At 67.7% G+C, this 24,292-nt stretch carries 28 protein-coding genes; 11 read left to right on the top strand and 17 right to left on the bottom strand.

Annotated features, from left to right (window positions below; all coding sequences use genetic code 11):
- Positions 1-279: 279 nt before the first annotated feature.
- Complete coding sequence (locus C5E06_RS15960; RefSeq protein ID WP_104307556.1) at positions 280-1,176, bottom strand: LysR substrate-binding domain-containing protein; 897 nt, start codon at positions 1,174-1,176, stop codon at positions 280-282.
- A 126-nt stretch (positions 1,177-1,302) separates the two neighbouring features.
- Here C5E06_RS15960 and C5E06_RS15965 point away from each other — a divergent pair, with 126 nt between their 5' ends.
- Positions 1,303-2,259: a DMT family transporter gene (locus C5E06_RS15965; protein ID WP_104307638.1), complete on the top strand. Its 957-nt coding sequence runs from the start codon at positions 1,303-1,305 to the stop codon at positions 2,257-2,259.
- On the opposite strand, the gene C5E06_RS15970 is transcribed toward C5E06_RS15965, so the two are convergent.
- Positions 2,200-3,012: a tyrosine-protein phosphatase gene (locus tag C5E06_RS15970; protein ID WP_104307557.1), complete on the bottom strand. Its 813-nt coding sequence runs from the start codon at positions 3,010-3,012 to the stop codon at positions 2,200-2,202. The two genes, C5E06_RS15965 and C5E06_RS15970, sit on opposite strands and share 60 nt — an antisense overlap.
- Entirely contained in the window at positions 3,009-4,214 is a 1,206-nt protein-coding gene (locus C5E06_RS15975; protein ID WP_104307558.1) for an MFS transporter, read from the bottom strand. Before C5E06_RS15975 ends, C5E06_RS15970 begins: the two co-directional genes overlap by 4 nt.
- An 82-nt stretch (positions 4,215-4,296) precedes the next feature.
- On the opposite strand from C5E06_RS15975, the gene C5E06_RS15980 reads away from it, so the two are divergent.
- Positions 4,297-4,764, top strand: a complete 468-nt coding sequence (locus tag C5E06_RS15980; protein ID WP_104243966.1) for a helix-turn-helix domain-containing protein — start codon at positions 4,297-4,299, stop codon at positions 4,762-4,764.
- Positions 4,765-4,856: 92 nt separating this feature from the next.
- Here the strand turns inward: C5E06_RS15980 and C5E06_RS15985 are convergent, their stop codons facing one another.
- A complete protein-coding gene (locus C5E06_RS15985; protein WP_146081407.1) occupies positions 4,857-5,846 on the bottom strand; it encodes a helix-turn-helix domain-containing protein in 990 nt (329 codons plus the stop codon).
- A 626-nt stretch (positions 5,847-6,472) separates the two neighbouring features.
- Here C5E06_RS15985 and C5E06_RS15990 point away from each other — a divergent pair.
- The 6 genes from C5E06_RS15990 (at position 6,473) to C5E06_RS16015 (ending at position 9,485) form a co-directional block, all read left to right on the top strand.
- Positions 6,473-6,925 (top strand): Asp23/Gls24 family envelope stress response protein, encoded by a 453-nt coding sequence (locus C5E06_RS15990; RefSeq protein ID WP_104307560.1) that lies wholly within the window; start codon positions 6,473-6,475, stop codon positions 6,923-6,925.
- A complete protein-coding gene (locus C5E06_RS15995) occupies positions 6,922-7,122 on the top strand; it encodes a DUF2273 domain-containing protein (RefSeq protein WP_104243617.1) in 201 nt (66 codons plus the stop codon). The genes C5E06_RS15990 and C5E06_RS15995 overlap by 4 nt, the downstream gene beginning before the upstream one ends.
- Positions 7,119-7,499: a hypothetical protein gene (locus C5E06_RS16000; RefSeq protein WP_104307561.1), complete on the top strand. Its 381-nt coding sequence runs from the start codon at positions 7,119-7,121 to the stop codon at positions 7,497-7,499. The genes C5E06_RS15995 and C5E06_RS16000 overlap by 4 nt, the downstream gene beginning before the upstream one ends.
- Complete coding sequence (locus C5E06_RS16005; RefSeq protein ID WP_104307562.1) at positions 7,496-8,077, top strand: DUF6286 domain-containing protein; 582 nt, start codon at positions 7,496-7,498, stop codon at positions 8,075-8,077. The genes C5E06_RS16000 and C5E06_RS16005 overlap by 4 nt, the downstream gene beginning before the upstream one ends.
- A complete protein-coding gene (locus C5E06_RS16010) occupies positions 8,074-8,679 on the top strand; it encodes a hypothetical protein (RefSeq protein WP_104307563.1) in 606 nt (201 codons plus the stop codon). The genes C5E06_RS16005 and C5E06_RS16010 overlap by 4 nt, the downstream gene beginning before the upstream one ends.
- 164 nt (positions 8,680-8,843) lie before the next feature.
- Positions 8,844-9,485 carry a hypothetical protein gene (locus C5E06_RS16015; RefSeq protein ID WP_104243977.1) on the top strand — a complete coding sequence of 214 codons (642 nt, stop codon included), beginning with the start codon at positions 8,844-8,846 and terminating at the stop codon, positions 9,483-9,485.
- A 20-nt stretch (positions 9,486-9,505) separates the two neighbouring features.
- Here C5E06_RS16015 and C5E06_RS16020 read toward each other — a convergent pair whose 3' ends face one another.
- Positions 9,506-9,868 carry a DUF1048 domain-containing protein gene (locus tag C5E06_RS16020; RefSeq protein ID WP_104243979.1) on the bottom strand — a complete coding sequence of 121 codons (363 nt, stop codon included), beginning with the start codon at positions 9,866-9,868 and terminating at the stop codon, positions 9,506-9,508.
- Between the two features lies 1 nt (position 9,869).
- Positions 9,870-10,241, bottom strand: coding sequence for a PadR family transcriptional regulator (locus C5E06_RS16025; RefSeq protein WP_104307564.1), 372 nt, complete (start codon positions 10,239-10,241; stop codon positions 9,870-9,872).
- Between the two features lie 231 nt (positions 10,242-10,472).
- Between C5E06_RS16025 and C5E06_RS16030 the strand changes: the two genes are divergently transcribed.
- Both C5E06_RS16030 and C5E06_RS16035 read left to right on the top strand, forming a co-directional pair.
- Positions 10,473-11,009 (top strand): PadR family transcriptional regulator, encoded by a 537-nt coding sequence (locus C5E06_RS16030; RefSeq protein WP_228496668.1) that lies wholly within the window; start codon positions 10,473-10,475, stop codon positions 11,007-11,009.
- A gap of 155 nt (positions 11,010-11,164) precedes the next feature.
- On the top strand, positions 11,165-12,856 hold the full coding sequence (locus tag C5E06_RS16035) for an AarF/ABC1/UbiB kinase family protein (RefSeq protein WP_258063993.1): 1,692 nt from the start codon (positions 11,165-11,167) through the stop codon (positions 12,854-12,856).
- On the opposite strand, the gene C5E06_RS16040 is transcribed toward C5E06_RS16035, so the two are convergent.
- The 11 genes from C5E06_RS16040 to rpsF all read right to left on the bottom strand — a co-directional run bounded on the left by C5E06_RS16040 (position 12,853) and on the right by rpsF (position 22,571).
- Positions 12,853-13,455: a YdeI/OmpD-associated family protein gene (locus C5E06_RS16040; protein WP_104307565.1), complete on the bottom strand. Its 603-nt coding sequence runs from the start codon at positions 13,453-13,455 to the stop codon at positions 12,853-12,855. The two genes, C5E06_RS16035 and C5E06_RS16040, sit on opposite strands and share 4 nt — an antisense overlap.
- 66 nt (positions 13,456-13,521) lie before the next feature.
- Positions 13,522-15,363, bottom strand: a complete 1,842-nt coding sequence (nhaA, locus tag C5E06_RS16045; protein WP_258064844.1) for a Na+/H+ antiporter NhaA — start codon at positions 15,361-15,363, stop codon at positions 13,522-13,524.
- 131 nt (positions 15,364-15,494) lie between these two features.
- Positions 15,495-16,253 (bottom strand): S9 family peptidase, encoded by a 759-nt coding sequence (locus C5E06_RS16050; RefSeq protein ID WP_146081408.1) that lies wholly within the window; start codon positions 16,251-16,253, stop codon positions 15,495-15,497.
- A gap of 10 nt (positions 16,254-16,263) precedes the next feature.
- A complete protein-coding gene (locus C5E06_RS16055; RefSeq protein WP_104307568.1) occupies positions 16,264-16,743 on the bottom strand; it encodes a cupin domain-containing protein in 480 nt (159 codons plus the stop codon).
- Between the two features lie 71 nt (positions 16,744-16,814).
- A complete protein-coding gene (locus C5E06_RS16060) occupies positions 16,815-17,039 on the bottom strand; it encodes a hypothetical protein (RefSeq protein ID WP_104300330.1) in 225 nt (74 codons plus the stop codon).
- A 251-nt stretch (positions 17,040-17,290) separates the two neighbouring features.
- Entirely contained in the window at positions 17,291-18,676 is a 1,386-nt protein-coding gene (gene dnaB / locus C5E06_RS16070; protein WP_104243995.1) for a replicative DNA helicase, read from the bottom strand.
- 353 nt (positions 18,677-19,029) lie between these two features.
- Positions 19,030-20,598, bottom strand: a complete 1,569-nt coding sequence (mptB, locus tag C5E06_RS16075) for a polyprenol phosphomannose-dependent alpha 1,6 mannosyltransferase MptB (RefSeq protein ID WP_104307569.1) — start codon at positions 20,596-20,598, stop codon at positions 19,030-19,032.
- 220 nt (positions 20,599-20,818) lie between these two features.
- Positions 20,819-21,271 (bottom strand): 50S ribosomal protein L9, encoded by a 453-nt coding sequence (rplI, locus tag C5E06_RS16080; RefSeq protein ID WP_104243999.1) that lies wholly within the window; start codon positions 21,269-21,271, stop codon positions 20,819-20,821.
- A gap of 12 nt (positions 21,272-21,283) precedes the next feature.
- Positions 21,284-21,544 (bottom strand): 30S ribosomal protein S18, encoded by a 261-nt coding sequence (gene rpsR, locus C5E06_RS16085; protein WP_068482210.1) that lies wholly within the window; start codon positions 21,542-21,544, stop codon positions 21,284-21,286.
- A 38-nt stretch (positions 21,545-21,582) separates the two neighbouring features.
- Complete coding sequence (locus C5E06_RS16090; protein WP_104244001.1) at positions 21,583-22,179, bottom strand: single-stranded DNA-binding protein; 597 nt, start codon at positions 22,177-22,179, stop codon at positions 21,583-21,585.
- A 2-nt stretch (positions 22,180-22,181) separates the two neighbouring features.
- Positions 22,182-22,571, bottom strand: coding sequence for a 30S ribosomal protein S6 (gene rpsF, locus C5E06_RS16095; RefSeq protein ID WP_104244003.1), 390 nt, complete (start codon positions 22,569-22,571; stop codon positions 22,182-22,184).
- 227 nt (positions 22,572-22,798) lie between these two features.
- Between rpsF and C5E06_RS16100 the strand changes: the two genes are divergently transcribed.
- Positions 22,799-24,238 carry a DUF308 domain-containing protein gene (locus tag C5E06_RS16100; RefSeq protein WP_104341962.1) on the top strand — a complete coding sequence of 480 codons (1,440 nt, stop codon included), beginning with the start codon at positions 22,799-22,801 and terminating at the stop codon, positions 24,236-24,238.
- The last annotated feature ends 54 nt before the right edge of the window (positions 24,239-24,292 follow it).

The raw sequence follows: 24,292 nt of genomic DNA on the forward strand, positions 1-24,292 counted from the left end.
CGAAACAGCAGCCACACCCACGCGCGAGGGAGATTCGCGGAACCGCGTCCGGTCCGCCGCGCCAATCCGGTCGGCCGTCGGCGACCGCGGACTCAGGTCAGGAGGACACCGACGCTTCGGGATGGCTCCAACGCACGCAGATGGCTTGCAACCCATCCCGAAGCGTGGAACCCATCCCGAGAGCCAGGGGGCCAGGGGGCCAGGGGCCAGGGGCCCGGATGTGGAGCGAACACCGGGCGGACCGCGGACGGAAGGCCAGCAGGAGGGGGCGCAACCAGGTCAGCCGGGGGTGAGCCGGTCGAGCACGTGGCGCAGCAGCGGCCACTCCGCAGTGCCGCGGAGGTACGCGGCGGATGCGCGCAGCATGGGCGGGTCCTGCATCCGCACGATCCGCACGTTGTCGCGCTGCTGCCTCGTGAGGGGCAGCATCCCGACCCCGAACTCGGCGGCGATGAGGTCTTCGACGAGGGCCAGGTCGTCGGACTGGTGGGTGACATTCGGCTCGTAGTCGGCGAGCGATGCGAGCACGCCGATCGCGATCTCATCGGCGTTGTTCCTGGAGTTGCCGATCCACTCCTGGTCGCGCAGCGCGAGCATGAGCTCGCGGTTCGGCAGCGGCACCCGCCCGCGGCCCTGGAGCGCGTCGGCGTGGCGGTCCGCCATGCCGATGCCCCACTCCCCCTGCCAGAGCCGCACGCTCTCGTAGCGGGTGGGGATGCGCAGCGGCGCGAGCGTGTAGTCGTAGACGAGTGCCAGGTCGATTCGGCCGGCATCCACGAGCGCGAGCGCTTCGTCGGGTTCCTGCTCCTCGAGCACGAGGCGCACCCCCGGGTGCGAGGCGGCGAGTTCGCGCATGATCGGGAACAGGGCGCGGGCCGCCGTGGCGAAGCCGGCAACGCGCAGGGTGCCTTGCGGCTCACCCTCGGGGTCGAAGTCGCGCTTCGCATCGTCCAGGCTCGCCAGTATTCCGGATGCGCGCGTCGCGAGCCGAGCACCCGCGGCGGTCAGCCGCACCCCGCGTCCGATTCGCTCGAGCAGTCGCGCACCCAGCTCCTGCTGCAGGAGTGCGAGCTGCTGTGACACGACGGACGTCGTGGTTCGGTGGAGCTCGGCGACCGCGCGCATGGAGCCGAGCCGGTCGAGGTCGACGAGGTACTCGAGGCGTCGTGTCTCCATGGGCCCTCCAGCCGGTGATCCTGGTCGCGGGCGTCACCGTCCACTCCATCATTGTGCGTCTTTCGCGAACGATGTGTTCGCTCATCTCGCGTGGACACGGACACCGCCGAGCGACATCCTGATTCCATGACCACGTCCAAGCTCGCGCCAGCTCCGCGGGGAACTGCGCGTTCCGGCACGCTCATGACCATCTCGGCGATGCTCTTCGTGCAACTCGGGCTCGCGCTCAGCACGGGCCTGTTCGAGCAGCTCGGCCCGCTCGGCACCGGTTGGATCCGCCTCGTGTTCGCGGCAGCGCTCGTGCTGGTCATCGTGCGCCCACGCCGTTCGTGGTTCACGCGCAGCAGCTTCCTGGCGTGCGTTGTGCTCGGCGCGGCGACCTCGGGAATGACGCTGCTCTTCACGCTCGCGATCGACCGCATCCCCCTCGGCACTGCCGCGGCCCTCGAGTTCCTCGGCCCGCTTGCCGTCGCCGTGCTGCGCAGCCGCGGCCGGGCACTGCTTTGGCCGCTGATCGCGGCCGTCGGGGTCGTGCTGCTCACGGAGCCGTGGACGGGGAACATCGACCCGCTCGGCGTGCTATACGCGCTCGCCGCCGCCGCCTGCTGGGCCGTCTATATCCTCTGCACGCAGCGGGTGGGCGACGAGCTGAGCGGGGTGCGCGGCCTGGCCGTGTCGATTCCGGTCGCCGCCGTCATCGCGAGCCTCATCGCGGCGCCGAGCACGATCCCGCTGCTCACCTGGGAGGCAGCCCTCGCGGGCCTGGGCCTGGCCGTTCTCCTGCCGACCGTGCCGTTCATGCTCGAGATCCAGGCGCTGCGCCGCATCACCGCGGCCGCGTACGGAACCCTCACGAGCCTTGAGCCCGCCGTCGCACTGGTCATCGGGCTGCTGCTCCTGCACCAGGTGCCGGGCATCCTGCCGGTTGTGGGTCTCGCGCTGGTCATCGCGGCGGGGATCGGCGTCGAACGCTCGGCGGGACGCGCCGCGCCGCCGAGCGCCCCAACTCCCGGTGATCCCGGTTCAAGCGCCGGTGAGGCGGCCCTTGAGCGCGGCGAGCTCCGCACCGGTGAGCCCGCCTGACTGCAGGTAGGCGACCGAGCCGCCGTGGGCATCCACCCATTCGAGGGCACGCTCGATGGCCGAGGCCGGGGTGGCAGCGACGAGGTCCTTGATCTCGTCGGTGAGCGGCAGGCCGTACTGCGCGACCATGCCGTACATGCGCTCAGCCCACTCGCCCGCGAGGCGCTCACCGGACGACGTGTAGTCGGCGACGATCGCCGATCGCTCGACGCCGACCGCGTCGAGCAGCAGCGCCGAGCCCACTCCGGTGCGGTCCTTGCCTGCGGTGCAATGCACGAGCACCGCTGTCGGCGGGGTGGTCGTCGCGTTGGCGACCAGGCGTGCGAGCTCAGCGAACGACGCGGCCCCGTGCTCGAGCATGCCGACGTAGAGCTCGCCGAGCGACGGGATCTGCGCCAGCACCGCCTCGAGAGCCGTCGCCTGCTCGGCCGGGTCTCCACCGCCCGCCGCCGACTGCAGGCCCTGCTGGACGAGACCGGACACGGCACCCTCGAGCAGGGGCAGCTCCGCGACGCGGAACGGGCGACTCACGGGGAGGCGGTCCGGCGCCATCTGCCGCTCGGAGGGGGTGCGGAAGTCGACGATGACACCGATATCGCTCGCGGCGAGCTCCTCGAGGCCCGTCTGGGTGAGAGAGCTCAGCGCATCTGACCTGTAGAAGACGCCGGGCGTCGTCGTACCGCCAGCCGCCAGCGGCATGCCGCCGGTGTCTCGGAAGTTGAAGGTGCCCTGGAGTGATGTCGCCGTCGTCATGCGACCAGCCTAGGACGGGGCTCCGACATTCCCTCGGTCGCGTGTGAGGCCCGCCGCACGGAAGAGGCGAGCACCCAGGCGACGAGGCCGGCGGCCGCGAACGCGGCTCCGAGCATCGCGGACCCGTGCCAACCCGCCCAGGCGTAGACGGCGGTGGTGGACGCCGCACCGGTGGCCGAGCCAAGGGAGTAGAAGACCATATATGCGCCGATGGTGGTGCTGACCCGGCCCGGGTCGGCGCTGGTGAGGATGTGCTGGTTGCTGACGTGCACGGCCTGGACGGCGAAGTCCAGGACGACGACTCCCAGCAGCAGGAGGATGAGCGACCAGGTGAGCTGGGCGATGAGGAGCCAGGACGCGAGGAGCACGACGAGCGCGATTCCCGCCACGCGATTCGCGTGTCCCGCGTCCGCCCACCGTCCGGCTCGTGCTGCGCCGAGGGCACCTGTGAGTCCCGCGATGCCCACGACACCGATGAGCGTCTCGCTGAGATGCCAGGGAGCACCCGCCAGAGGCACGGTCATCCCGCTCCACAGTGCGCCGAATGAGGCGAAGAGGAAGAAGGCGATCGCACCGCGTCCGAGCAGGGACGGCTGCGCGAGCAGGTGGAAGAACGAGCGCAGCACCCCCAGGTACGACGGCACCAGTACGGTGCGGGAGTCCGCCCGGAGCCTGAACAGGGCGACCGCCGCGAGGCCTACGGCGAGCACCGCTAGGGCGACGAACATGCTGCGCCAGCCCCAGAGGTCGGCAAGGGCGCCAGACAGGATGCGGGAACCGAGGATCCCGATGACCACGCCGGAGGTGACGACACCCAGGGTGCGGCCGCGCTCCGCAGGGTCCGAGAGCGCGGCGGCGTAGGCGACGACCGTCTGCACGACGACGGCGAGCATCCCGGTGCTCGCGAGGCCCGCGAAGGCGACCCAGGCGACGGGCGCAGCCGCGACGAGGGCAAGTGCACCGGCCAGCAGGACGAGGTGCACCACGATGAGCCGTCTGCGGTTGAGCAGGTCCCCCAATGGCACGAGCAGGATCAGGCCGACGAGGTAGCCGAGCTGGGCGGCGGCGACAAGCCACCCGACGGCCTCGACGGGCACCGACAACTCGCGACCCATCTGTCCGAGCACTGGCTGGCTCGCGTAGATGCTCGCCACGGCGACTCCGCAGATGACCGCGAGCAGCGCTCTCGTGCCTCGATTCACAGACCCCTCGCAATCAGTTGCACATTGCAACTGTTTGAACGTAGGGCAAAATGGTTGCAGTACGCAACTCAAGGGAGATCACATGTCGAGCTCCACGGCGAGCCAAGACTGGACAGACCCGAGCTGTCCAGTTGCCCGCACCGTTGACCTGGTCGGCGACCGCTGGAGCCTGCTTGTCGTCCGCGACGCCATGGACGGCGCCCGTTCCTTCACCGACTTCCAGCAGCGGACCGGCATCGCGCGCAACATCCTCACCGATCGACTCCGGAAACTCATCTCGGCCGGGCTCCTGGCCCAGGTGGATGCGCCGACCGGGAAACGCAGAGTGTACGAGCTCACTGAAGCGGGTCGTGACCTCTTTCCCGTCATCGTCGCGCTGCGGCAGTGGGGCGAACACCACGCCTTCTCCAGCGGGGAGGCGCACTCGTCACTGGTCGGCGAGGACGGCATCCGGGTGCCGGAGCTCACCCCGAAGGCCGCCGATGGGAGCTTGCTGACGAGCGAGAACACGCGCGTCGAGCACGTGGCTGCGCAGGACTCGCACCCCTGAACCCCGATCTATCCCTGAGGCAGACTGCCGAGCGGAGGGCTCGACGGAAAGACGAGACTCCGTGCGGGCGAGACGAGCAAGCGAGCGTCAGCTCACTCCGCCGCGGGAAGGATCGCCTTCTGTGGCGACACCGCGGCGTCCGGGGCCGCGGCCAGGGCACTCCGCATGCGCCGCGCCGTGCCGAAACCCGCGCCCCTGGCGGCCGCATCCTGATTCGCTCCCTCGAGCAGCAGACGCTGTGCGAGGCGCACGCGCGCCCTCCTGAGGTAGGCCGACGCGGTGTCACCCGTCGCGGCAAACGCCCGATACAGGTGCGCCCGGGATGCGCCGAGGGCGGCGGCCATCGAGTTCACCGTGGTCGCCTCGTCTGACGCGAATCGGGAGACGTACTTGACGGCCTCGCTGTAGACGTGGGCGAGGTCGGTGCTCGCCGTGCTGAGCGTGCGGAGCTCGGTTTGCGTTGCCAGCGCCCAGACCAGCGCCTCGACGCCCAGCCCGACGCGGGTGAAGGCGGGGTCCTCAGCGCGGAGCCCGCCACTGAGGATGGATGCGGAGGCGTCGACGAGCACCTGCAGGTAGGCATCCGACGCCGAGGTCGTTCCGACGTAGTTCTCCGTGAAGGACTGGGGGCGGGGGAAGATGACCAGGAGGCTGCTGACCGGGCCATTCGACGTCTTGCTGACGAGATCCTCCGGGTTGGCGAACAGCACGCTGCCGGGGGTGAGCGTCTCCAGCGTTCCGGCGATGTCGACCACGACCTCGCCTTCCAGGCAGGCGAGGAGCAGCCTGGCGGCGCCCCCGGCGAAGGCGCTCGGGACTTCGTATCGGAAGGTCGCGGCCGTGTGGCGGTAGCGGCTGAGGGCGAAGGTGTCGTTCTTGAGCACATCGCCGACGACCCTGAAGTCCTGACCGTCCGACTGGAGATGCCATCCCCAGCCCCGCACGGTCTCGACGGCCTCCGACCCCACCTCGTCGACAGTGAGCGAGACCACCCGAGGGAGTTCCGTCCGCGTCGGCCACTGGCCGTCGCTCGACTCCCTCACGGCAACCTCGGTGTCTGCCTGACTCGTGTGCTCCTGCACCTCACCCACTCCAATCGCTCGATGTCATTCGGAGAACGCGCAGACCGCACGTTCCCTGGTGAGACGACACGAGCGCGGTGTTCGTCACACATTCCATTCTGTCGGATGGGTTGGAGAACCGGGTCGGGCATCTCACCGGATGAAAACACCCGGGGAAGTGATCTGGAACGCAGCAAACTGCGAGTCACTCGGCGACTTCTTCCCCGCCAGAATCATTTCCGTCGGCGAGCTGAATCAAAGTCGTCCGCGAGCCGATCCAGTATTCGCATTCACAGGAAAACCCAGATCAGGAGACGTATCAGACCCGAATTGGGCCACAAAGCGGGGAGGAACTCTCGGCTACCGCCGCGTACGCCGTGCATATGCTCACCGGGCAGATACGAGTTCACTTCGCTAGGTGCACGCAATGTGAAATACCACTCGCGCATTACAGCGGACCGCAGCTGCGACCTCCACCCCAACCAAGACCTCTTCTCACCCCTTCGCCCGCACCATCACGACGCGCGATCGGGCCCCAGATTTTTTTTCTCAAGTATTTCGTGACAAATCATGAAAAGCACACGTCTCACCAGCACGACCCCGCAGCAGGTGCACCCGCACCGCCGGGCAACCACAAGGAGAGCATCATGTCGAACACCACCCCGAACGTCAGCACCTCGTCCAGCGACCGCAAGGATCTGCGCCCCGCTCACGCCGCCAACGGCAAGACCACGATCGATGACGGCGTCGTCGCGAAGGTCGCCGGCATCGCCGCCCGCGACGCCCGTGGTGTCTACGACCTCGGTGGCGGCGCGGCCCGCGCGATCGGCGCCATCCGCAACGCCATCAACGCCACCGACCAGAGCCAGGGCATCAGCGTCGAGGTCGGCGAGAAGCAGGTCGCCGTCGACGTCACCATCGTCGCCGAGTACCCCGTCTCCCTCCAAGACGTCGCCGACGGCGTCCGCGCCGACGTGATCCGCGCCGTCGAGACGATCGTCGGCCTCGAGGTCACCGAAGTCAACGTCACCGTCAACGACGTCCACCTCCCCTCCGAAGACAACGACACCAACAAGACGGAAGAAGCGCGAGTCCAGTGAACACCGCATCCCTCACCCGAACCGGCATCCTCATCGGCGCAGTCCTCGCGCTCACCTGGATCATCCTCGGCTTCTGGGCCTTCTTCTTCGTCGCGATCGCGATGATCATCGGCGGCGTCATCGGACGCATCCTCGAAGGAAAGCTCGACGCCAGCGCCCTCGTCGACGTCATCCGAGGACGGAACACCTCCTCATGAGCATCGCCGCGACCACACACCACGGCGCGGCGCAGCGAGGCACAACACGACTCACCGCGAAGGCCCTGACTCGTGTCGCGTCAGCTGTCGCCGGTGACGCCCTCGGGGTCGACGCCGGCAACGTCAACGTCGACCTCGACGACCACAACGGCAACCTCGCGCTGCGGATCAGCACACCGATTCGTGTGCCCTCCCTCTCCCGCATCCGCTCGCAGGACGCCGCCATCGAACGCAGCGGCGGGGCGATCCTCGATCGAGTCGAAGCCGCGAAGGTCGCGATCCGGGACCGCTTCCAGACGTTGACCGACTCGCGCGTCGACCGCGTCATGCTGCGGATCACCGGGCTCGACATCCGAACCGAGGAACGAGTCACATGAGCAACCACGATTCCCTCTACAAACGGGTCGCTCGGCGCGAGACACACTCGCCACGGTCGGCGCTCGCGATCGTCCTGGCCGTGCTGCTCATCATCGTGGCGGCCTGGGTCGGCACGGAGATCGTCCTGGCGCTCCTGGCGCTCCCCGCGCTGCTCGTAGCGCCGGTCGACATGTTCACGTCGACCCTCAGCGTCCTCGAGCAGCCCGCCCAGTACGTCGGGGTCGCGGGCGTCGTCGTGGCCATCCTGGGTCTGGTCCTGCTCATCGCAGGGCTCGCCCCCGGACGGCGAGCACGCCACGCGCTGCGCTCCTCGAGGACCGCGACCGTCGCGGACGACGCGGTCATCGCCTCGGCGCTCGCCCGGCACGCGGCTCGAGCTGGCCACGTCAGCCCGGACAACGTCACCGTCTCGGTCTCGCACCGTCGCGCCGACGTCCACCTCGTGCCCGCCTCCGGTGTGCCGGTCGACGCCGCCTCCATCGAAGCGGCCGTCACTCGGCAGCTCGAGCAGTACGAGCTCACCCCACGCGTCACCGCCAAGGTCCGCGTCGCAGAGAACGGGAAGGTCGGCGCATGAACAGCACGAACCGAGGCCTGAACCGCCTCCTCATCGTCGCCGTCGGCCTGGTCCTGCTCGCGGTCGGAGCAGCTGCGGCACTCGGTGCCTGGCTCCCGGGAGCGAAGGACACCTGGACGCCCATCTCCGAGACCGTCAACACGCAGGTCGGCAGCTGGCTCCAGCAGACGCCCTTCCCCGGCACGGACTTCAGCTGGCTGATGATCGCCGTCGTCGCCGTCCTCCTGATCGGCATCATCCTGTTCCTCGCCTTCACGCTTCGGCAGGGCCAGGGGCGCACCGGCACCATCGTCCACGACCGAGCGTCGAAGGCGGGACCGACTGTCGTGGACGTCAGTGTCGCCAGAGACGCGCTCTCGGACTCGCTCGGCGAACGCGATGAGTTCATCGCGACAACCGTCTCCGCCTACGAGGTGCGCGGAACCCCGGCGCTGAAAGTCTCGGCGAGCTGTCGGCGAGGGGTCTCCCCGAGGGACGCCGCAGACCTCGTCGAACGTGACCTCCAAACCCTCGACGCACTGCTCGGCAGGGAACTGCCGGTGCTCCTCCAGCTGACCGGCGGGTTCAGAGCACAGACCCAGAAGCCGACTCGCCTGCAGTAGCCAGACCCACACCCAACAAGCACGAACCAGCTCCAATCCGAAAGCTCCACCACCATGTTCCTCCGCATCATCACCTTTGCCCTCGGCATCATCACCAAACGACGCAGCGCGAAAAAGCGACAGCAGAAGCGCGACGGGAACCGACACTGACCGCCACCCTGCAGATGACCGCGCGACGGATTCTGAGGGGCCCGGCCTGGAGCGCACCTGTCGTTGCGGCCGCGGTCGCCCCTACTGCTCCCCCCGAGTACCCCTGCCTCGGAAACTCCACCTCACGCTCGGCGTGGAAGATCGACGCCGGCCCGCTCACGGGTGCGTTCGTCGAGGGCTCGGGCACGAACGGCTTCGAGAGCCCGACGGGTGTCACCCTGGTCTCCGGGATGGACGCCGCTGGCACGGCTGCTCCCGCCACCTGGAGTGCGAGCTACGCCTTCCCGGTGACCCCTGGCCGCACGTACACCTTCACCACCCGGGCGCGCGCGACCCGCCGCTCGTCTGCAGCGGGGTCGAGCCGCCCCGCGGCGGTCGCCGTGGAGGTCGTCGACGGGAGGGGGACGATGATCGAATCCCTCGCAGTGCTCTCCACGGCATCCGCCGATCCGGCGCCGACACAGACGCTTCCGGTCACGCAGAGCGCAGACCCGAAGATGACCCCGATCACGTTCGCCCACCACTCCGGAGGCGCGGCTGGAATGGTCACGCTGCGACTGCTCTTCTCGAAGGCGATCGCTCCAAGCGACCTGATGGCGAACGACGACCTCAGAATCGAGCTCCCCACCGTCACCTGCACGTTCCCGCCCGCCTGAGACCGTCGGTGGGGGGCTGACTACTGCCCTCGCTCCGCTTCTTCGACGGCCGTGACCAGGCGGGCGCGCTCCTTGTCGATCCACTGCTTCCCTGAGTACGACTGCCCGAACGTCTCGGCGAAGTCGACCGGGTCGCTGCCCACGATGTCGCGGACAGGCGCGTCATCGGCCACGGCCCGCTCCCAGAGGTCGGCGAGATCAGCGTTCATGCGCACCATCGACTCGCCATCGACGACGCCACTGGAGTACATGAGGTAGCGCTGGACGGCCTTCGCAACCCTGCCGTAGGGCTCCGGCAGCGCATCCAGCCGAGCCTGTGCCTCCTTGTACTGCTTCTTCTCCTCGAATGAGCCCGTGAGCGATTCGATCCACTTGGCGGCCATGTCAGTTGCCTCTCTCGATGTCTGTGCTGGTTGCAGCGGATGGTGCGGTGATGGTGCCTCGGAGCTGCTCGAGGCGTTCGACGAGGAAGCCCCACGTGCGCCAGAACTCCGCGAGGTACTCGGTGCCCGCAGCGTTGATCGTGTAGACCTTCCGCGGCGGGCCCTTCTCGGACGGGACTTTCTCGACGTCGACGAGGCCTTTCTGCTCGATGCGCACGAGGAGCGCGTAGACCGTTCCCTCGGCGATGTCGACGAAGCCCTGCTCGCGGAGCCAGCTCGTGATCTCGTACCCGTGGGCGGAGCGCTTCGCGAGGATCGCGAGCACGATGCCTTCGAGCGTGCCCTTGAGCATCTCGGATGCCTGCCTGCCCATCGGCCACCTTCTCTACTCAGTATCAATGAATACCGGTACAAAGTAACACCGAGTACTGGTACTTAGCAACAAAGACAAGTGACCGTCTGGCAACACTCAGAGCCACCCGGAATGCACAGCTTCGCCGACATTCACCGATGTATCGTCGGGTGTCGTCAGGTATCGCCAATCCGCGCATCCACCCGATCGACACGATCGCCACCGGATGCTCGGACCTCGAAAGGAATGCACATGGTCGCTCAGCACACCCCAGGCGGACTCGGCTTCGGCCTCCGCGAAGCCGTCGATGAGATCCGCGAGACCTTCGCATCGCGACCGACCACTGCTCGAGCCGGCCGCGGAGATGTCAGGACCGCCCTCCTCGTCGCGCTCCTCGAGGGCCCACAGCACGGCTACCAGCTGATCCAGGCCATCGAAGCCCGCACGAGTGGCGCTTGGAAGCCCAGCCCCGGCTCGGTCTACCCCACACTCCAGCTGCTCTCCGACGAGGGCCTCGTCGTGCCCGAGGTCACCGGCGAGCGCAAGGTCTACGCGCTCACCGAAGAAGGCCGCGCCGTCGCGGTGGATGCCTCAGCCGGAGAGCTCCCCTGGGAGTCGCCTGCCGCCCGCCGCGCCGAGCGCGCAGCGACCCTCCCGAAGGCCGGCGCTCGCCTCGCCCAGGCCGTCGTCCAGGTGCAGAGCAGCGCCACCCCCGACCAGGCCGAACGGGCCGCAGCACTGCTCGACGAGACACGGCGCAAGCTGTACTCGATCCTCGCCGAGGACTGAACGTGACCGATGGCCCCGGCCTCACGGAGGAGCTGGCCGCCGAGAGCAGACTGACCGCAGCCGCGGCGCAGGCGCGAGCCGTCACCCGGCCCGGTGCCGTCCGCAGCAGCGATACGAAGCTCTCGGCGGAAGGCCGTGCCAGGTACCGCAGGATCGTGCGGTTCGCGCAGCGTGCGATGGTGCAGATCTGGTGGTTCGAGATCTTCCTGCCCCGCATCCGTCTCGGGAAGCTCGCGGAACGCGGACGCACGGCGCGCATGCAGCGCCTCGCCCGCCGCTTCCACGCCCTCGCGGTCGAGCTCGGCGGGCTCATGATCAAGGTGGGCCAGTTCCTGTCTTCGCGCCTCGATGTGCTGCCACCGGAGATCACCGCGGAGCTCGAGGGGCTGCAGGATGAGGTGCCCGCGGTCGCGTTCCCGGCCATCCGCGCACAGGCCGAGGCTGAGCTCGGCATGCCGCTCGGACAGGCCTACGCAAGCTTCGACGAGACTCCGATCGCCGCCGCCTCCTTCGGGCAGGCGCACCGCGCTGTGCTCACCCCCGCGCTCGCCGAGGAGACCGGCTACTCCAACGTCGTCGTGAAGGTGCAGCGGCCCGGCATCGAGGACCTCGTGGAGACCGACCTCCGCGCACTGCGCCGCGTCGGCCAGCTCCTCAAGCGAGTCGAGCTCGTCTCGAAGCGTGCTGACGCCCCCGCCCTCGTCGAGGAGTTCGCCGCGACGAGCCTCGAAGAGATCGACTACATCCACGAGGGCACGAGCGCCGAGCGATTCGCCGCCGACTTCGAGACCGACCCGCGCGTGGGGGCCGCCCAGGTCGTGTGGGAGCGCACCGCGTCGCGCATCCTCACCCTCTCCGACGTCACCGCGATCAAGATCACCGACGTGGATGCCCTGCGCGCGGCGGGCATCGACCCCGTCGAGGTCGCCAACGAACTGGCGAGGGCCACGTTCCAGCAGCTGTTCGTCGCCGGGTTCTTCCACGCCGACCCGCACCCCGGCAACATCTTCGTCACGCCCTTGGCCACACCGAGACAGCCCGCCCCGACGGACGCCGATGCCGAGGGCGGCCCCGAGACGCTCGCGCCCGTCACGTGGGAGCTGACCTACATCGACTTCGGCATGATGGGCGTCATCTCCGACACCCTCCGCGCGAGCCTCCGCCAGCTGATCTTCGCGATCGTCTCTCGCGACGGGCCAGGGCTCGTGCGGTCGATGCGCAGCGTCGGCGTGCTCCTCCCTGCCGGTGACACCATCGAGCTCGAGCAGGCGATGACCGAGCTCTTCGGCCGCTTCGGAGGAATGGGCGTCGCCGAGCTGCAACGCGTCGACCCCGCCGAGCTCGGCGACTTCGCCGACCGCTTCCGCGACACCATCCGCGAGATGCCGTTCCAGCTGCCCGAGAACTTCCTGCTCATCATCCGAGCGATCTCGCTCGTCTCCGGCGTGACCTCGGCGCTCGACAAGGACTTCAACATGTGGGAGGCGGTCGACCCGTTCGCCCGCACCCTCACCCGCGACGAGGGCGGCAACACGGTGCAGGCCGTCGCCAAGCAGGCGATCTCCGCGCTGGCGACCGCAGTCACCCTCCCCGGTCGACTCGATGCGCTCACCACTCGCCTCGAGGCCGGCCAGCTCAAGGTGCAGACGCCCAGCGTCGACCGGCATATGCGCTCACTCGAGCGGATGCTGCGCGGGGTCGTCTCGGCGATCGTGTTCGCCGCCCTGCTCATCGCCGGTGTGCTCCTGCTGCCGCAGCTCGCCCCGCTCGGGATCGTGCTCATGAGCGTCTCGGTCGTGCCGCTGCTGCTCGCCGCAGGAGCGGTCTTCGGTCGGCGTCGGGGCTAGACCGCGAGCTTGCCGCTCTTCGAGAGCTCAGGGTCGGTGCACGAGGAGAGGTCGAAGCAGCACGGGCGGCGCTTGCCCGCCTCGAGCTTCGAGAGGCCGACCTCGACGCGACGCAGACGCGTCTGCGGGTTGCGGGTCGCGTTGATCCATCGCACCCACTCCCACCTCGCCATCGGCGTGATGTCGTTCCAGGTGGCGACGGATTCGGGTGCCTCCGCGAGCGCGGCGGCGAAGTCCTCGGGAACGACCGGCTCTGGCCAGTCGCCTCGAGGTCGCAGCTCGACGGCCACGACATCGCCGGCCCCGATACCCGCACCGAGCGCGGCCGCGACGTCCAGCCAGTGACCCCGGAGCCCGTCGGGTTCGATGACGGAGTCGAAGGGTCTAGCCGTCTCCGCGCCATCCGGCCGGATCGAACCGGTCACGGCAACCTGGCCGCGGGACGGCAGCATCCTGCTCGCGTCGTCCGGGAACCGGACGATGAACCGCTCGCCCGAATCGCCGACGACCGGGGCGGCGATGACGCGTGCCTCGAATCGCACAGCGTCGGTGTCCGGTGCCGCACTCTCCTCGACGAGAGCGCTCTTCGTGTCAGCCATGAGGAGATCGTACGACCCGGCGCCTCGTGCCGGGGATGCCAAGGCCCATCTGCCTCGAGCTTCGCGCTAGGAACGACGGCGGATGGCAGCTTCCTTGCGCTGCGCCTCGATCGTCGCGATGAGCGTGCGCGCGTCATGCGCACCGCTGTGGCGCGTCTCGCCGAGGAAGAACGTGGGAGTGCCGCGCGCACCGCTATCGATGGCGCTCTGCATGTCGTCGCGGATGCGCCTCGGCAGCTCGTCGTCGAGCATGTCGAGGTCGAACCGGTCGAGGTCGAGCCCGATCTCCTCCGCGTAGCCGCGCAAGAACTGCACGTCGAGACGCTCCTGGTTCGCGAAGAGCAGGTTGTGCATCTCCCAGAACTTCCCCTGGTTCGCGGCGGCCTCGGCGGCGATCGCGGCCTGGAAGGCGTGCGGGTGGTAGTCCTCGAGCGGCAGGTGGCGCACCACGTAGCGCGCCCCTCCGTCGGTGAAGTACTCGCCGAGGTCCTGCCACATGCCGGTCGCTCGCGCGCAGAACGGGCATTCGAAGTCGAGGTACTCGACGATCGTGACCGGCGCGTCCGGGTCGCCGAGGAGGTGGTCGCGCTCGGGGTCGACGGGGCGCGACAGCTTCGTCGGCAGGTCGGCCGTCGTCTCGTTCATCTTGACGCGCGCGAACGTGAAGGTGAGCCAGCCGAGGACCCAGGAGAGCACCATGGCGATGAACACGCCCACGATGGCCTGCCCGGCGACTTCGCCCTCGAGCGCCAGCGAGATGATGAGCAGCGACATCGTGAAGCCGATGCCGCTGAGCGCGGCGCCGCCGAAGACGCTGCCCATGCCGACGCCCTGCGGGAGTGTGCCGAGGCCAGCACGCACGGCGATCCAGCTGCCGAGGGCGATGCCGCCGAACTTGCCGAGGACAAGACCTGCGACGACACCCCACGTGACCGGGGAGGTGAGCGCATCGCCGAGCATCCCGCCCCGCAGGTCGACCCCCGCGTTCGCGAGCGCGAAGACCGGCACGATGAAGAGCGCGACGGGGCTGAGCAGCACCTCGTGGAGCCGTTCGTTGACGGAGATCGACTTGGCGAGGCCGAGCCGCACGTTGCGGGCAGCATCGGCGCGAGGTGACTGCCAGAAGTCGCGGAAGAGCCGCTTCGCCCGCACCACGTCCTCCCGGTCTGGGTCAGAGGCCGGGATGAGAAGCCCAGCGGCCATTCCGGCGAGTGACGGATGCACACCGGAGAGCAGCGTCGCGGCCCACAGCACGACGATGACGACGATGTAGGGACTGCTGCGCCACTCGTTCGCGCGGGCCAGGAGGAACAGGAAGACGAGGCAGACGACGGCGATGCCGAGGGGCATCCACTGCACGGACTCCGTGTAGACGATGCCGATGATGGCGACGGCGAGGAAGTCGTCGACGACGGTGAGGGTCAGCAGGAAGACGCGCAGCTGACTCGACATCTTCGGACCGACCAGCGCAAGCGCGCCCAGGAGGAACGCCGTGTCCGTGCCGATGACGGCTCCCCACGCTTCCGGGGCGTCCCGCCCGGCGATGGCGAGGTAGATGAGCGCTGGGAGAGCGACTCCGGCGAGGCCCGCGACGATAGGCACAAGAGCCTGGCGCCGGTCACGCAGCGAGCCGACCGCGAGCTCTTGTCGCACCTCCAGACCGATGAGGAAGAAGAAGATGACCATGAAGCCGTCGTTCACCCAGTGGTGCAGGCTCATGTCGATGCGGAAATCGCCGATGCCGATGGCGGCGTGGGTCTCCCACAGCTGCACGTACGACTCAGACCAGGGCGAGTTCGCCCAGAGCAGCGCGAACACCGCGACGCCGACGAGCAGGAGGGCGCTTCCCGACTCGGTGCGCAGACGGTCCGCGACGAGACGGACCCAATCCTGTTTCTGCTGGCCCAATGGCTTCCCCTCCACGACGGCGGGGTCTGTGCTCAGACTTCTCGCCGGATGGAAGCATACGTCCCAGCGGAGACGCGCGGGGTCGTCAGGCAGGTCCTGTCAATCCCTCCTTGGCGTCAAGGTCGACTGCCTCAGGTGTGGCGCGCGAATGCGAACGCGTCGAGCCAGGCATGCACGTCTGGCCAGTGCGGCGCATCCGGCGCGATCGCGGCGCGATGCTCAAGGGTCGCCGGCTCGATGAGCTCGACGTCGGCGCCAGCCTGCCTGGCGGCGGCAACGTAGGCGCGGGTGTGCTCGACCGGCACACGCTCGTCATCGACTCCGTGCACAAGCAGCGCCCGTGCCTGCAGAGGCAAATGCTCGATCGGTGACGCCGACGCGTAGACCTCCGGGGCTTGGGAGGGCGCCACGCGGAAGAACTCCGAGACGGCTCCGTCGCCGTTGCCCTCTTCGTAGCCGCGCGCGAGGTCAGTGACGGGAGCGAGCGCCACGACCGCGTCGCCTGGTTCTCCGCCGAGCAGCGCGAGCTGACCGCCAACCGAGTGCCCGACGATCACGAGCCGCGCATCCGGCGTCAACCGGGACGCCTCGCTGCGCGCCGCCGAGAGGCCACGCGAGAGGTCCCCGCGCGTCGCAGACCATCCATCGTCGCCCCGCCGGTACTCGAGATTCGCCACGGACCAGCCGCGTCGGGTGAATTCCGGCACCAGCGGGAGCATGAGCTCGTCGGTGAACTGCGATCGCCAATACCCACCGTGGATGAGCACGGCGAGCCCGCGCACAGGCCCGGAAGCCGCCCAGAACGTCAGATGCTGATCTGCGTCCGACCCGTATGTCTCGCGCCTCGCCTCAGGGTCGCCCGGCATGCCCCGGACGTTCGCATCCGTCACGTGCGCCGCCTCACGCGCCTTCCACGGCACCCTCTGGCAGGAAGTCGACGCCGTTCAGGGCTGAGAGACGCACGACCTCGGCCGGGTCGGTCACGTTGTGCAGCAGGCTGAAGAGGTTCGCCAGCTGGCCCCCTGGGCTCACCCAGAAGAGCGACTTCGCTGCCTCGTCCTGCTTGTTGTAGTAAGCGTGCGGGATACCCTTCGGCATCTGCACGAGGTCGCCCGGGCCGGCCGAGGTCCACTGGCCGTCGAGGTAGAGGGTGTAGACCCCGTCGAACACGTAGATGAACTCGTCCTGGGTGGGGTGCACGTGCGGCGGCACCCCGGTTCCGGCCGGGTCGAGCGAGAGCCATGAGTAGGTCGAGGCGCTCTCTGCCTTCGTGATGTAGGTGTGGCCGAGCACATTCCAGACACGGCCGGCCACGGCCTCGTCGGCTCGGACGATACCTGCGGGCAGGTCGCCCAGAACGATCTCTTCAGAACTCACCATTGGGTTCCTCCAGTTGGGGTCGGTGCGCTCAGTCTGGCAGATGCCTCGCCGCCTCGGCGATCGCGTTCGGGCTACTTTCTGGCCTGCTGGCGGATCGCGAGGACGCCGGTCGTCCAGGCCGTGGCGATCGCGGCGCATCCGCTGCTGCCGGCGATGATCATGGGCGCAGAGCTGGCCATGACCCCTGCAACCAGCATGACGAGCACTGCGAGCAGCAGAACGCTCATCGCGATCGTGAGGATGCGTATCGATCGGCGCTGCTTCATGCTGGCCGGCTGCGTCGCGTCAGCGTTCATGATCTCTCCCTTGTCCTTGTCACCGCGAGTGGGTGCTGCATTCAAGGTACGAAGCACAGGAGCCTCGGCGCTTCGGCCGCGGGGCTGAACTCGATAGCCGGAGGGATGAGACCGACGAGCTCGTGGTGCGGATACGAGCTTCGCGCTCCATCCGCTTCTCATGCCGCTCGCGTCCCTTGACCGCCTCCGCCTCGCGATTCTCCGGCGGCGCGTTGGTGACGACGTCGTCGAGGAGGCGCGGCCGGATTCGCCTACTGCCCCGTCGCGTAGCCGGGTGCCATGTCCATGAAGCGAGAGAAGTGCCCCTGGAAGGTGACGGTGATCGTGTCGGTCGGGCCGTTGCGGTGCTTGGCGAGGATGAAGTCGGCCTCACCGCCGCGTGGGCTCTCCCGGTCGTACGCGCCTTCGCGGTGGAGCAGGATGATCATGTCGGCGTCCTGCTCGAGCGATCCGGACTCACGGAGGTCGCTCGCCGCCGGACGCTTGTCTGCACGCTGCTCGGGACCACGGTTCAGCTGCGACAGCGCGATGACGGGAACGTCGAGCTCCTTCGCGAGCAGCTTCAGCGCACGCGAGAACTCCGACACTTCCTGCTGGCGGCTCTCGACGCGCTTGCCGCTTGTCATGAGCTGCAGGTAGTCGATGACGACGAGCGACAGCCCGACCTTCTGCTTGAGCCTGCGGCACTTCGCGCGGATCTCGACGAGCGTCATGTTCGGGCTGTCGTCGATGTAGAGCGGGGCGTCGGAGATGTCCCCCTGCGTGCGGGCGATCTGCGTCAGATCTTCCTGCGTGAGGCCGCCAGCACGCATGTGCTGCAGTCGCACGCTCGCCTCTGCCGAGATCAGGCGCATGGCGATCTCGCTCTTGCCCATCTCGAGGCTGAAGAAGATCGAGGCCTTGCCGTGCGTGATGGAAGCGGAGCGTGCGAAGTCGAGCGCCACCGTCGACTTTCCGAGACCAGGGCGGGCTGCGACGATGATGAGCTGGCCACCGTGGAAGCCGTTCGTGATGCGGTCGAGGTCGCTGAACCCGGTCGGCACTCCGGTCATGCCGCCGGATTTGTTCTGCGCGGCGTCGATGTCGTTCTGGGCCTCGAGGATTGCCTCCGCGAGGACGACGTAGTCCTCCTTCTCGACAGCCCCGGTGACGCCGTAGATCTCTGCCTGGGCCTGGTTGACGAGGTCGACGACCTCACCTTCCGCGAGGTAGCCCATCTGCACGATGCGGGTGCCGGCCTCGACCAGGCGCCGCAGGACGGCGCGCTCCGAGACGATCGCCGCGTAGTAGCCGGCGTTCGCTGCTGTCGGCACGATGCCGGCCAGCGTGTGCAGGTACTCGGCACCGCCGGCACGCGAGAGCTCACCCGACTTCGTGAGGTGGTCGGTGACGGTGATGACATCCGTGGGCTCACCGGCGGCGTAGAGCGCATGGATGGAGTCGAAGATGATCTCGTGCTTCGGCACGTAGAAGTCGATGCCGCGCACGGCCTCGACGACGTCGGCGACCGCGTCCTTCGAGAGGAGCATGCCGCCGATGGCGGACTGCTCGGCGAGCAGGTCGTGGGGAGGCGTGCGAACCCCGTCGTGCGTCTCCCGCTCACCCTGAGATGAGGAACCGAGATGCGCGATCGACACGGATGCTCCTGACTTCGCTCGAATGCCGGTGAGAGATTTGACCACAGTAGTCCCCAGCTCCCCAGCCGAGCGAACCATCACCGGCGTGCCTGTGGATAACTCTGTGTGTAACTGTGGAGACGCGCCGGGCGATGTGTGGAAACTCTGTGGATAATATCGGGGATTATCCGAGAGACTCAGGCATGAAAGGTGCCTTCACCTGGGTTTTTGTGTTCTTATCTCGCTGTGGACAACCGGTGTGAAGCATCCATTGAAGGTTGAAACCTGCAAGCGGGACTGTGCATAACATCCGCCCGCTTCCCCACGCAAACCGGGGATATCCGGGCGTTTTCCACAACCTCGCGAGCGTGTGCTCAGCGCTGCGTGTCGGCGCGCTCCCGCAGCTTTCGCTGCCGTCTCGCGCTCCAGCGATCGACGAGCACCTGCCCGTATGGAACGGCGATGACCACCGCCCGCCCCGACACGTTGCTCGACCGCCACCACCAGACGAGCACCGACAGCGCGAACAGCACCGTGATGCTGGCCACCGCGAGGCGCGTGTATGGCCCCTCGAAGAACGAGTCGGTCGGCTCAGCGAGCGTCACCGTCGTGAAGAAGATGGTCACCAGCATCGCGAGGTGCTCCTGTCCCTTCCTCCACGGACCCGCGACGGCCGCGAACGGAAGGATCCACATGACGTACCAGGGGTGGATGGCAGTGGATGCGGCGACGATGACCGCCGTGCACAGCACGAGGCGCAGCAGCGGGTCGATGGGCCGCTTCGTGAGGACGACCCACGCGGCGACGAGACCGGCGATCGAGAAGGCGATGACCTTGAGGATGACCTCGAAGACGAACGGGTCGAGGGTCACGAGCTCCGCGAGGCCGCGCACGGTGCCGACCATGAGCGTCAACGGGGAGTACCAGTGCTGGATCGCCCCCGGCACGGTGAGGGCCGTCACCCAGCCGAATCCCAACCCCAGCACGAGGCCGATGGCACCAACAAGTCCGATGGCGATGGCGCCGTGCAGTGTCCAGCTCTTCACCCTGTCCCACACGGGGAGTGAACTGGGCCTGCCGATGAGCGCCACGATGGGGAGGGCGATGAGCGCGATCGGCTTGATCGCCACAGCGAGCGCGATCCAGACCACTCCGAGGACACGATGCCCCTTGAGCGCCGCGAGCAGGCCGAACCCCATACCGGCGAGCATGAGGCCGTCGTTGTGCCCTGAGGCGATGAACAGGAGGAGCGTGAGGGGGTTCGCTGCGATCATCCAGGCGACGAAAGCGCGGTTGCGCCCGCGAAGTGCGGCGATCTTCAAGAAGGCCACCACCATGAGCACGGCGCCCGCGGTTGCGGCGACGCGATTCAGGAACAGGGCGTACTCGGGGATCTCTGCCCCGAGCCAGGAGAAGACAGCCGCGACGCCGAGGAACAGCGGACCGTAGGGCGACTCCGTGCTGGACCAGAAGGGATCGACGCCGAGCGAGTACCAGCCGGCGATCTCGTTGACGCCATGCTGGTACGGGTCGATCCCCGCCGCCATGAGGCGTCCGACCGCGACGTACGAGAACATGTCCCGACTGAAGACGGGGATGCAGATCAGCAGCGGCAGGGCCCAGATGACGGCCGTCCTGATCACGCGTCGCAGCGAGGCGTCGTCGTCGCGAATGCTCGGCCGGAAGCGGATCCAGGCGATGAGGAGCAGGAAGCCGCCGACGATGAGCAGCATCGTGCAGAGACGAGTCAGGTCCGGCGAGCTGCGGAAGAACGCGATGGGGAACCACTCGCGGATACCGAGGCCGTCGCCGATCCAGCCAGCGCCGAACGATCCGACGAGGATGAACAGCGACCCGATAAAACCGAGGACCGTCGGGCTCACCGTCACCGGAAACCGGCGCGGCTCGTGCTCTGCTGCCGGTCGGTGCGTGTGGTTCGACATGTTCGTGTGTCAATCAGGAAAGGGAACGAGCTGGATGCTGGACTCCGCTGACCTTATAGCGTCCGCTCGCGCATCCACCCCAGACTGGTGCGAGCAGGCCGTGCGGTGCGACCTTGGGGCCCGACGCGGGACAGGAACGGCCCCGGACATCGAGATGTCCGGGGCCGTGCTCTGTCGATCAGCTACCGAGGTGCTGCTCGAGCGCCGAGGCGGCTACTGGCTATCGCTGGGCGATGACCTGGAGCTTGACGGTCGCAACGAGGTCGTCACGGAGGCGAACAGTCGCCTCGTGGTTGCCCGTGTACTTGATCGGGTTCGGGAACTCGACCTTGCGCTTGTCGATCTGGCCGAGGCCAGCTTCTTCGACGGCGGTCGCGACGTCGGCACCGCGAACGGAACCGAAGAGGCGGCCTTCGGCGCCCGACTTCACGTGAAGCTTGACGATGGCGGACTCGATCTTGTCCTTGAGCGCCTTCGCCTCTTCGAGGGTTGCGAGTTCGCGTGCGGCACGAGCGGAACGAATCTGCTCGACCTGCTTCTCGCTGCCACGGGACCAGCTGACTGCGTAGCCCTTGGGGACGAGGTAGTTGCGGGCGTACCCGCTCTTGACCTCGATGACGTCACCGGCTGCACCGAGGCCGGAGACCTCGTGCGTAAGAATTACCTTTGCCATGTCGACTACTCCTTAGCGGCCAGAGCCGGCGTAGGGCAGGAGCGCCATTTCACGTGCGTTCTTGACTGCACGTGCGATGAGGCGCTGCTCCTGGACGGAGACGCCGGTGATGCGACGAGCGCGAATCTTTCCGCGCTCCGAGATGAACTTGCGGAGGGTGTTGACATCCTTGTAGTCGATGACTCCGACCCGGATCTGCTTCGCGGGAGCAGCGGGCTTGCCGCCCTTCCCGCGTACACCCTTGCGGCGGTCGCCGCTTGACTTTCCAGCCATTGGGATCTTCTTTCGTTGAGTGTGTTTGCGAGCGCCCTTTAGAAGGGGGGCTCGTCAAAATCGTTCGATGCGCCGGGCGTCGCCCAGCCGGATGCGCCGTTGTCGCGGGGCTGGCCAGCAGGCTGGCCCCATGGCTCGTCCGCCGGGGCGGACTGACGTCCACCTGACGCGTTGCCGTTGCTGTTGCCGCCGCCGTTGCCACCGAAGGAACGCTGCTGGCCACCGCCGAAGCCACCCTGGCCGCCACCCTGCTGTCCGCCGGCGCCGCCGGAGGACGTGCGGGTGAGCTGCGCAGTGGCGTAGCGGAGGCTAGGACCGATCTCCTCGATCTCGAGCTCGATGGAAGTGCGCTTCTCGCCTTCCTTCGTCTCGTAGGAGCGCTGCTTGAGGCGACCCTGCGCGATGACTCGCGAGCCCTTTGAGAGGCTCGAGGCGACATGCTCCGCAAACTCACGCCAGACGCTCGCCCGAAGGAAGAGTGCCTCGCCGTCCTTCCACTCGTTCGCCTGACGGTCGAACACGCGGGGGGTGGATGCGATGGTGAAGTTCGCGACTGCGAGCCCGTTCTGCGTGTACCGCAGTTCGGGGTCAGCCGTGAGGTTGCCCACCACGGTGATGATCGTGTCGCCAGCCATGACTAGGCCTCGGTGGTCGCCGCGGGCTTCGCTGCAATAGCAGCGGCCTTGGCAGCCTTGCGAGCCTCGTCGCGCTTCGCCTCGGAGGCGACGCGAGCGATGGCCTCTTCTGCGCGGAGCACCTTGGTGCGCATGACAGCTTCGGACAGGTTCAGCTGGCGGTCGAGCTCGTTCGCCGTTGCCGAGGTCGACGTGAAGTCAACGACGGCGTAGATGCCCTCGCTCTTCTTGTTGATCTCGTAGGCGAGGCGACGACGGCCCCAGATGTCGGTCTTCTCGATGGTTCCACCGTCATTGCGAATGACGTTGAGGAACTTATCGAGGCTCGGAGCTACGGTGCGCTCGTCGATCTCTGGATCGAGGATCACCATCAACTCATACTGATGCACGATAAACCCACCTCCTTCGGTCTAGAACGGCTGCAGACGATCTGCAGCAGGAGGGTTATTGCGCGTGCCTGGGCAGTTGATCGCTCAGACAACCTGGCAAGCATAGTCGCTTCCGGCTCCTAAATGCCAGTCAATTGGAAGAACTCCCCGACTCGCGAACGAATATGCTCTTTCCAGCACAACCGGCGGCCCCCGTGGTCCGCTGAAACGCACCACTACCTAGGGGAATCATGAGCGATCCAACAGGCGGCGCGGGCGAACGCGACCCGAACGCCCCAGTGCCACAGAACTCAGCACCGCAGGAAGGCGACGCTGCGGCGTCGCAAGCTCCTCAGGCGGCGTTCGGCGACCAGCCCGGCGCGGCCGAGCAGGGCTCGAGCAACGGCTACGGCGTCGGCAGCAGCTACGGCTCGAGCGGCGACAACTACCAGGCCCCGGGCAACTACACGGCGCCTGGCGGCTCCTACGAGGCCCCGGGCTCCGCATCCGGCTACCAGGGCGGGCAGTCGTCCTACTCCGGTTCGACCGGTTCGAGCGTGCCGAGCGCATCGTCGAACTCGGGATACTCGACCCCCAACTACGGTTCGTCGAGCGACAACTCCAGCTACGGGGCGTCGAGCGACAACTCCTACTCGTCGCCGAGCGCTGGCTCGTACACGGGGGACACCTCGTACACGGCACCCTCCGCATCCGGAAGCGACTACTCGGCTCCGAGCTACGGCAGCACTCCCGACTACTCGGCCGGAAACGGCTACGGGAACGACAGCGCACCCGGGTCCTACGGGTCAGCACCCGCACCCGACGCGTACGGGGCATCAGCGCAGAACAACGCGTACGGCTCGGCTCCGGCACCCGACGCGTACGGCACGTCCGGACAGGGCAACGCCTACGGCGCCCAGTCCCAGGACCCGAACGCAGCTCCCGGCGCCTACGGAGCGGCTCCTGCCTACGGAGCAGCCGGCGGTGCTGGCGGAGGCCAGCAGCAGCAGTATGGCAACTACGCCCCGCAGGGCAAGGGCGGCTTCAACGTTCTCGGCCTGATCGCAACGATCGCGGGTGCCTTGGCTCTCTTGATCTGCCTCATTCCCTTCGCCGGGTACTTCTTGGCGATCGTGTTCGCGCTCGCCGCTATCGGCCTGGGCATCGCCGGCCTCGTCGTCAAGCGCTTCAACGCGAAGAAGCTCTTCGCAATCATCGGCGTAGCGCTTGGCGGCATCGCGCTGCTCGGCGGCTGGGCGATCACCCTGGCCACGAGCGCAGGGGTTGCGCAGGACATCTCCGACGAGGCCACGACACAGATCGATGAGCTCTCGGACGAGTCATCCGGTGAGCTGGAGATCGAACTGACCATCACCAGCACGGGCACCTCCCCGGTCGACATCACGTACAGCTACGAGAACGGCCTGGCTGGCTCGGACCGTGTCCAGGTCGACACGGAGGCGCTTGCGACAGCAGTGCCGTGGTCGGAGACCACCACGATGAAGTACGAGGCTTCGTACGGATACGACAGCACCCTCGCGTCTGTTTCCGCGAGCCACAGCGACTACAACGACCAGTCAGAGCTCTCCTGCACCCTGACGGTCAATGGAACCGTGATCGTGGAGGCGAGTAGCTCAAGCTACGTCTCCTGCTACGACTCGAACCTCTCGCAGTACGCGCTCGCCGAGTAGCTCCAGTCGCATCGACACGAACGGCCCCCTCTTCGGAGGGGGCCGTTCTGCGTT

Source organism: Pseudoclavibacter sp. RFBI5, assembly GCF_002931395.1.
GTDB lineage: Bacteria > Actinomycetota > Actinomycetes > Actinomycetales > Microbacteriaceae > Pseudoclavibacter.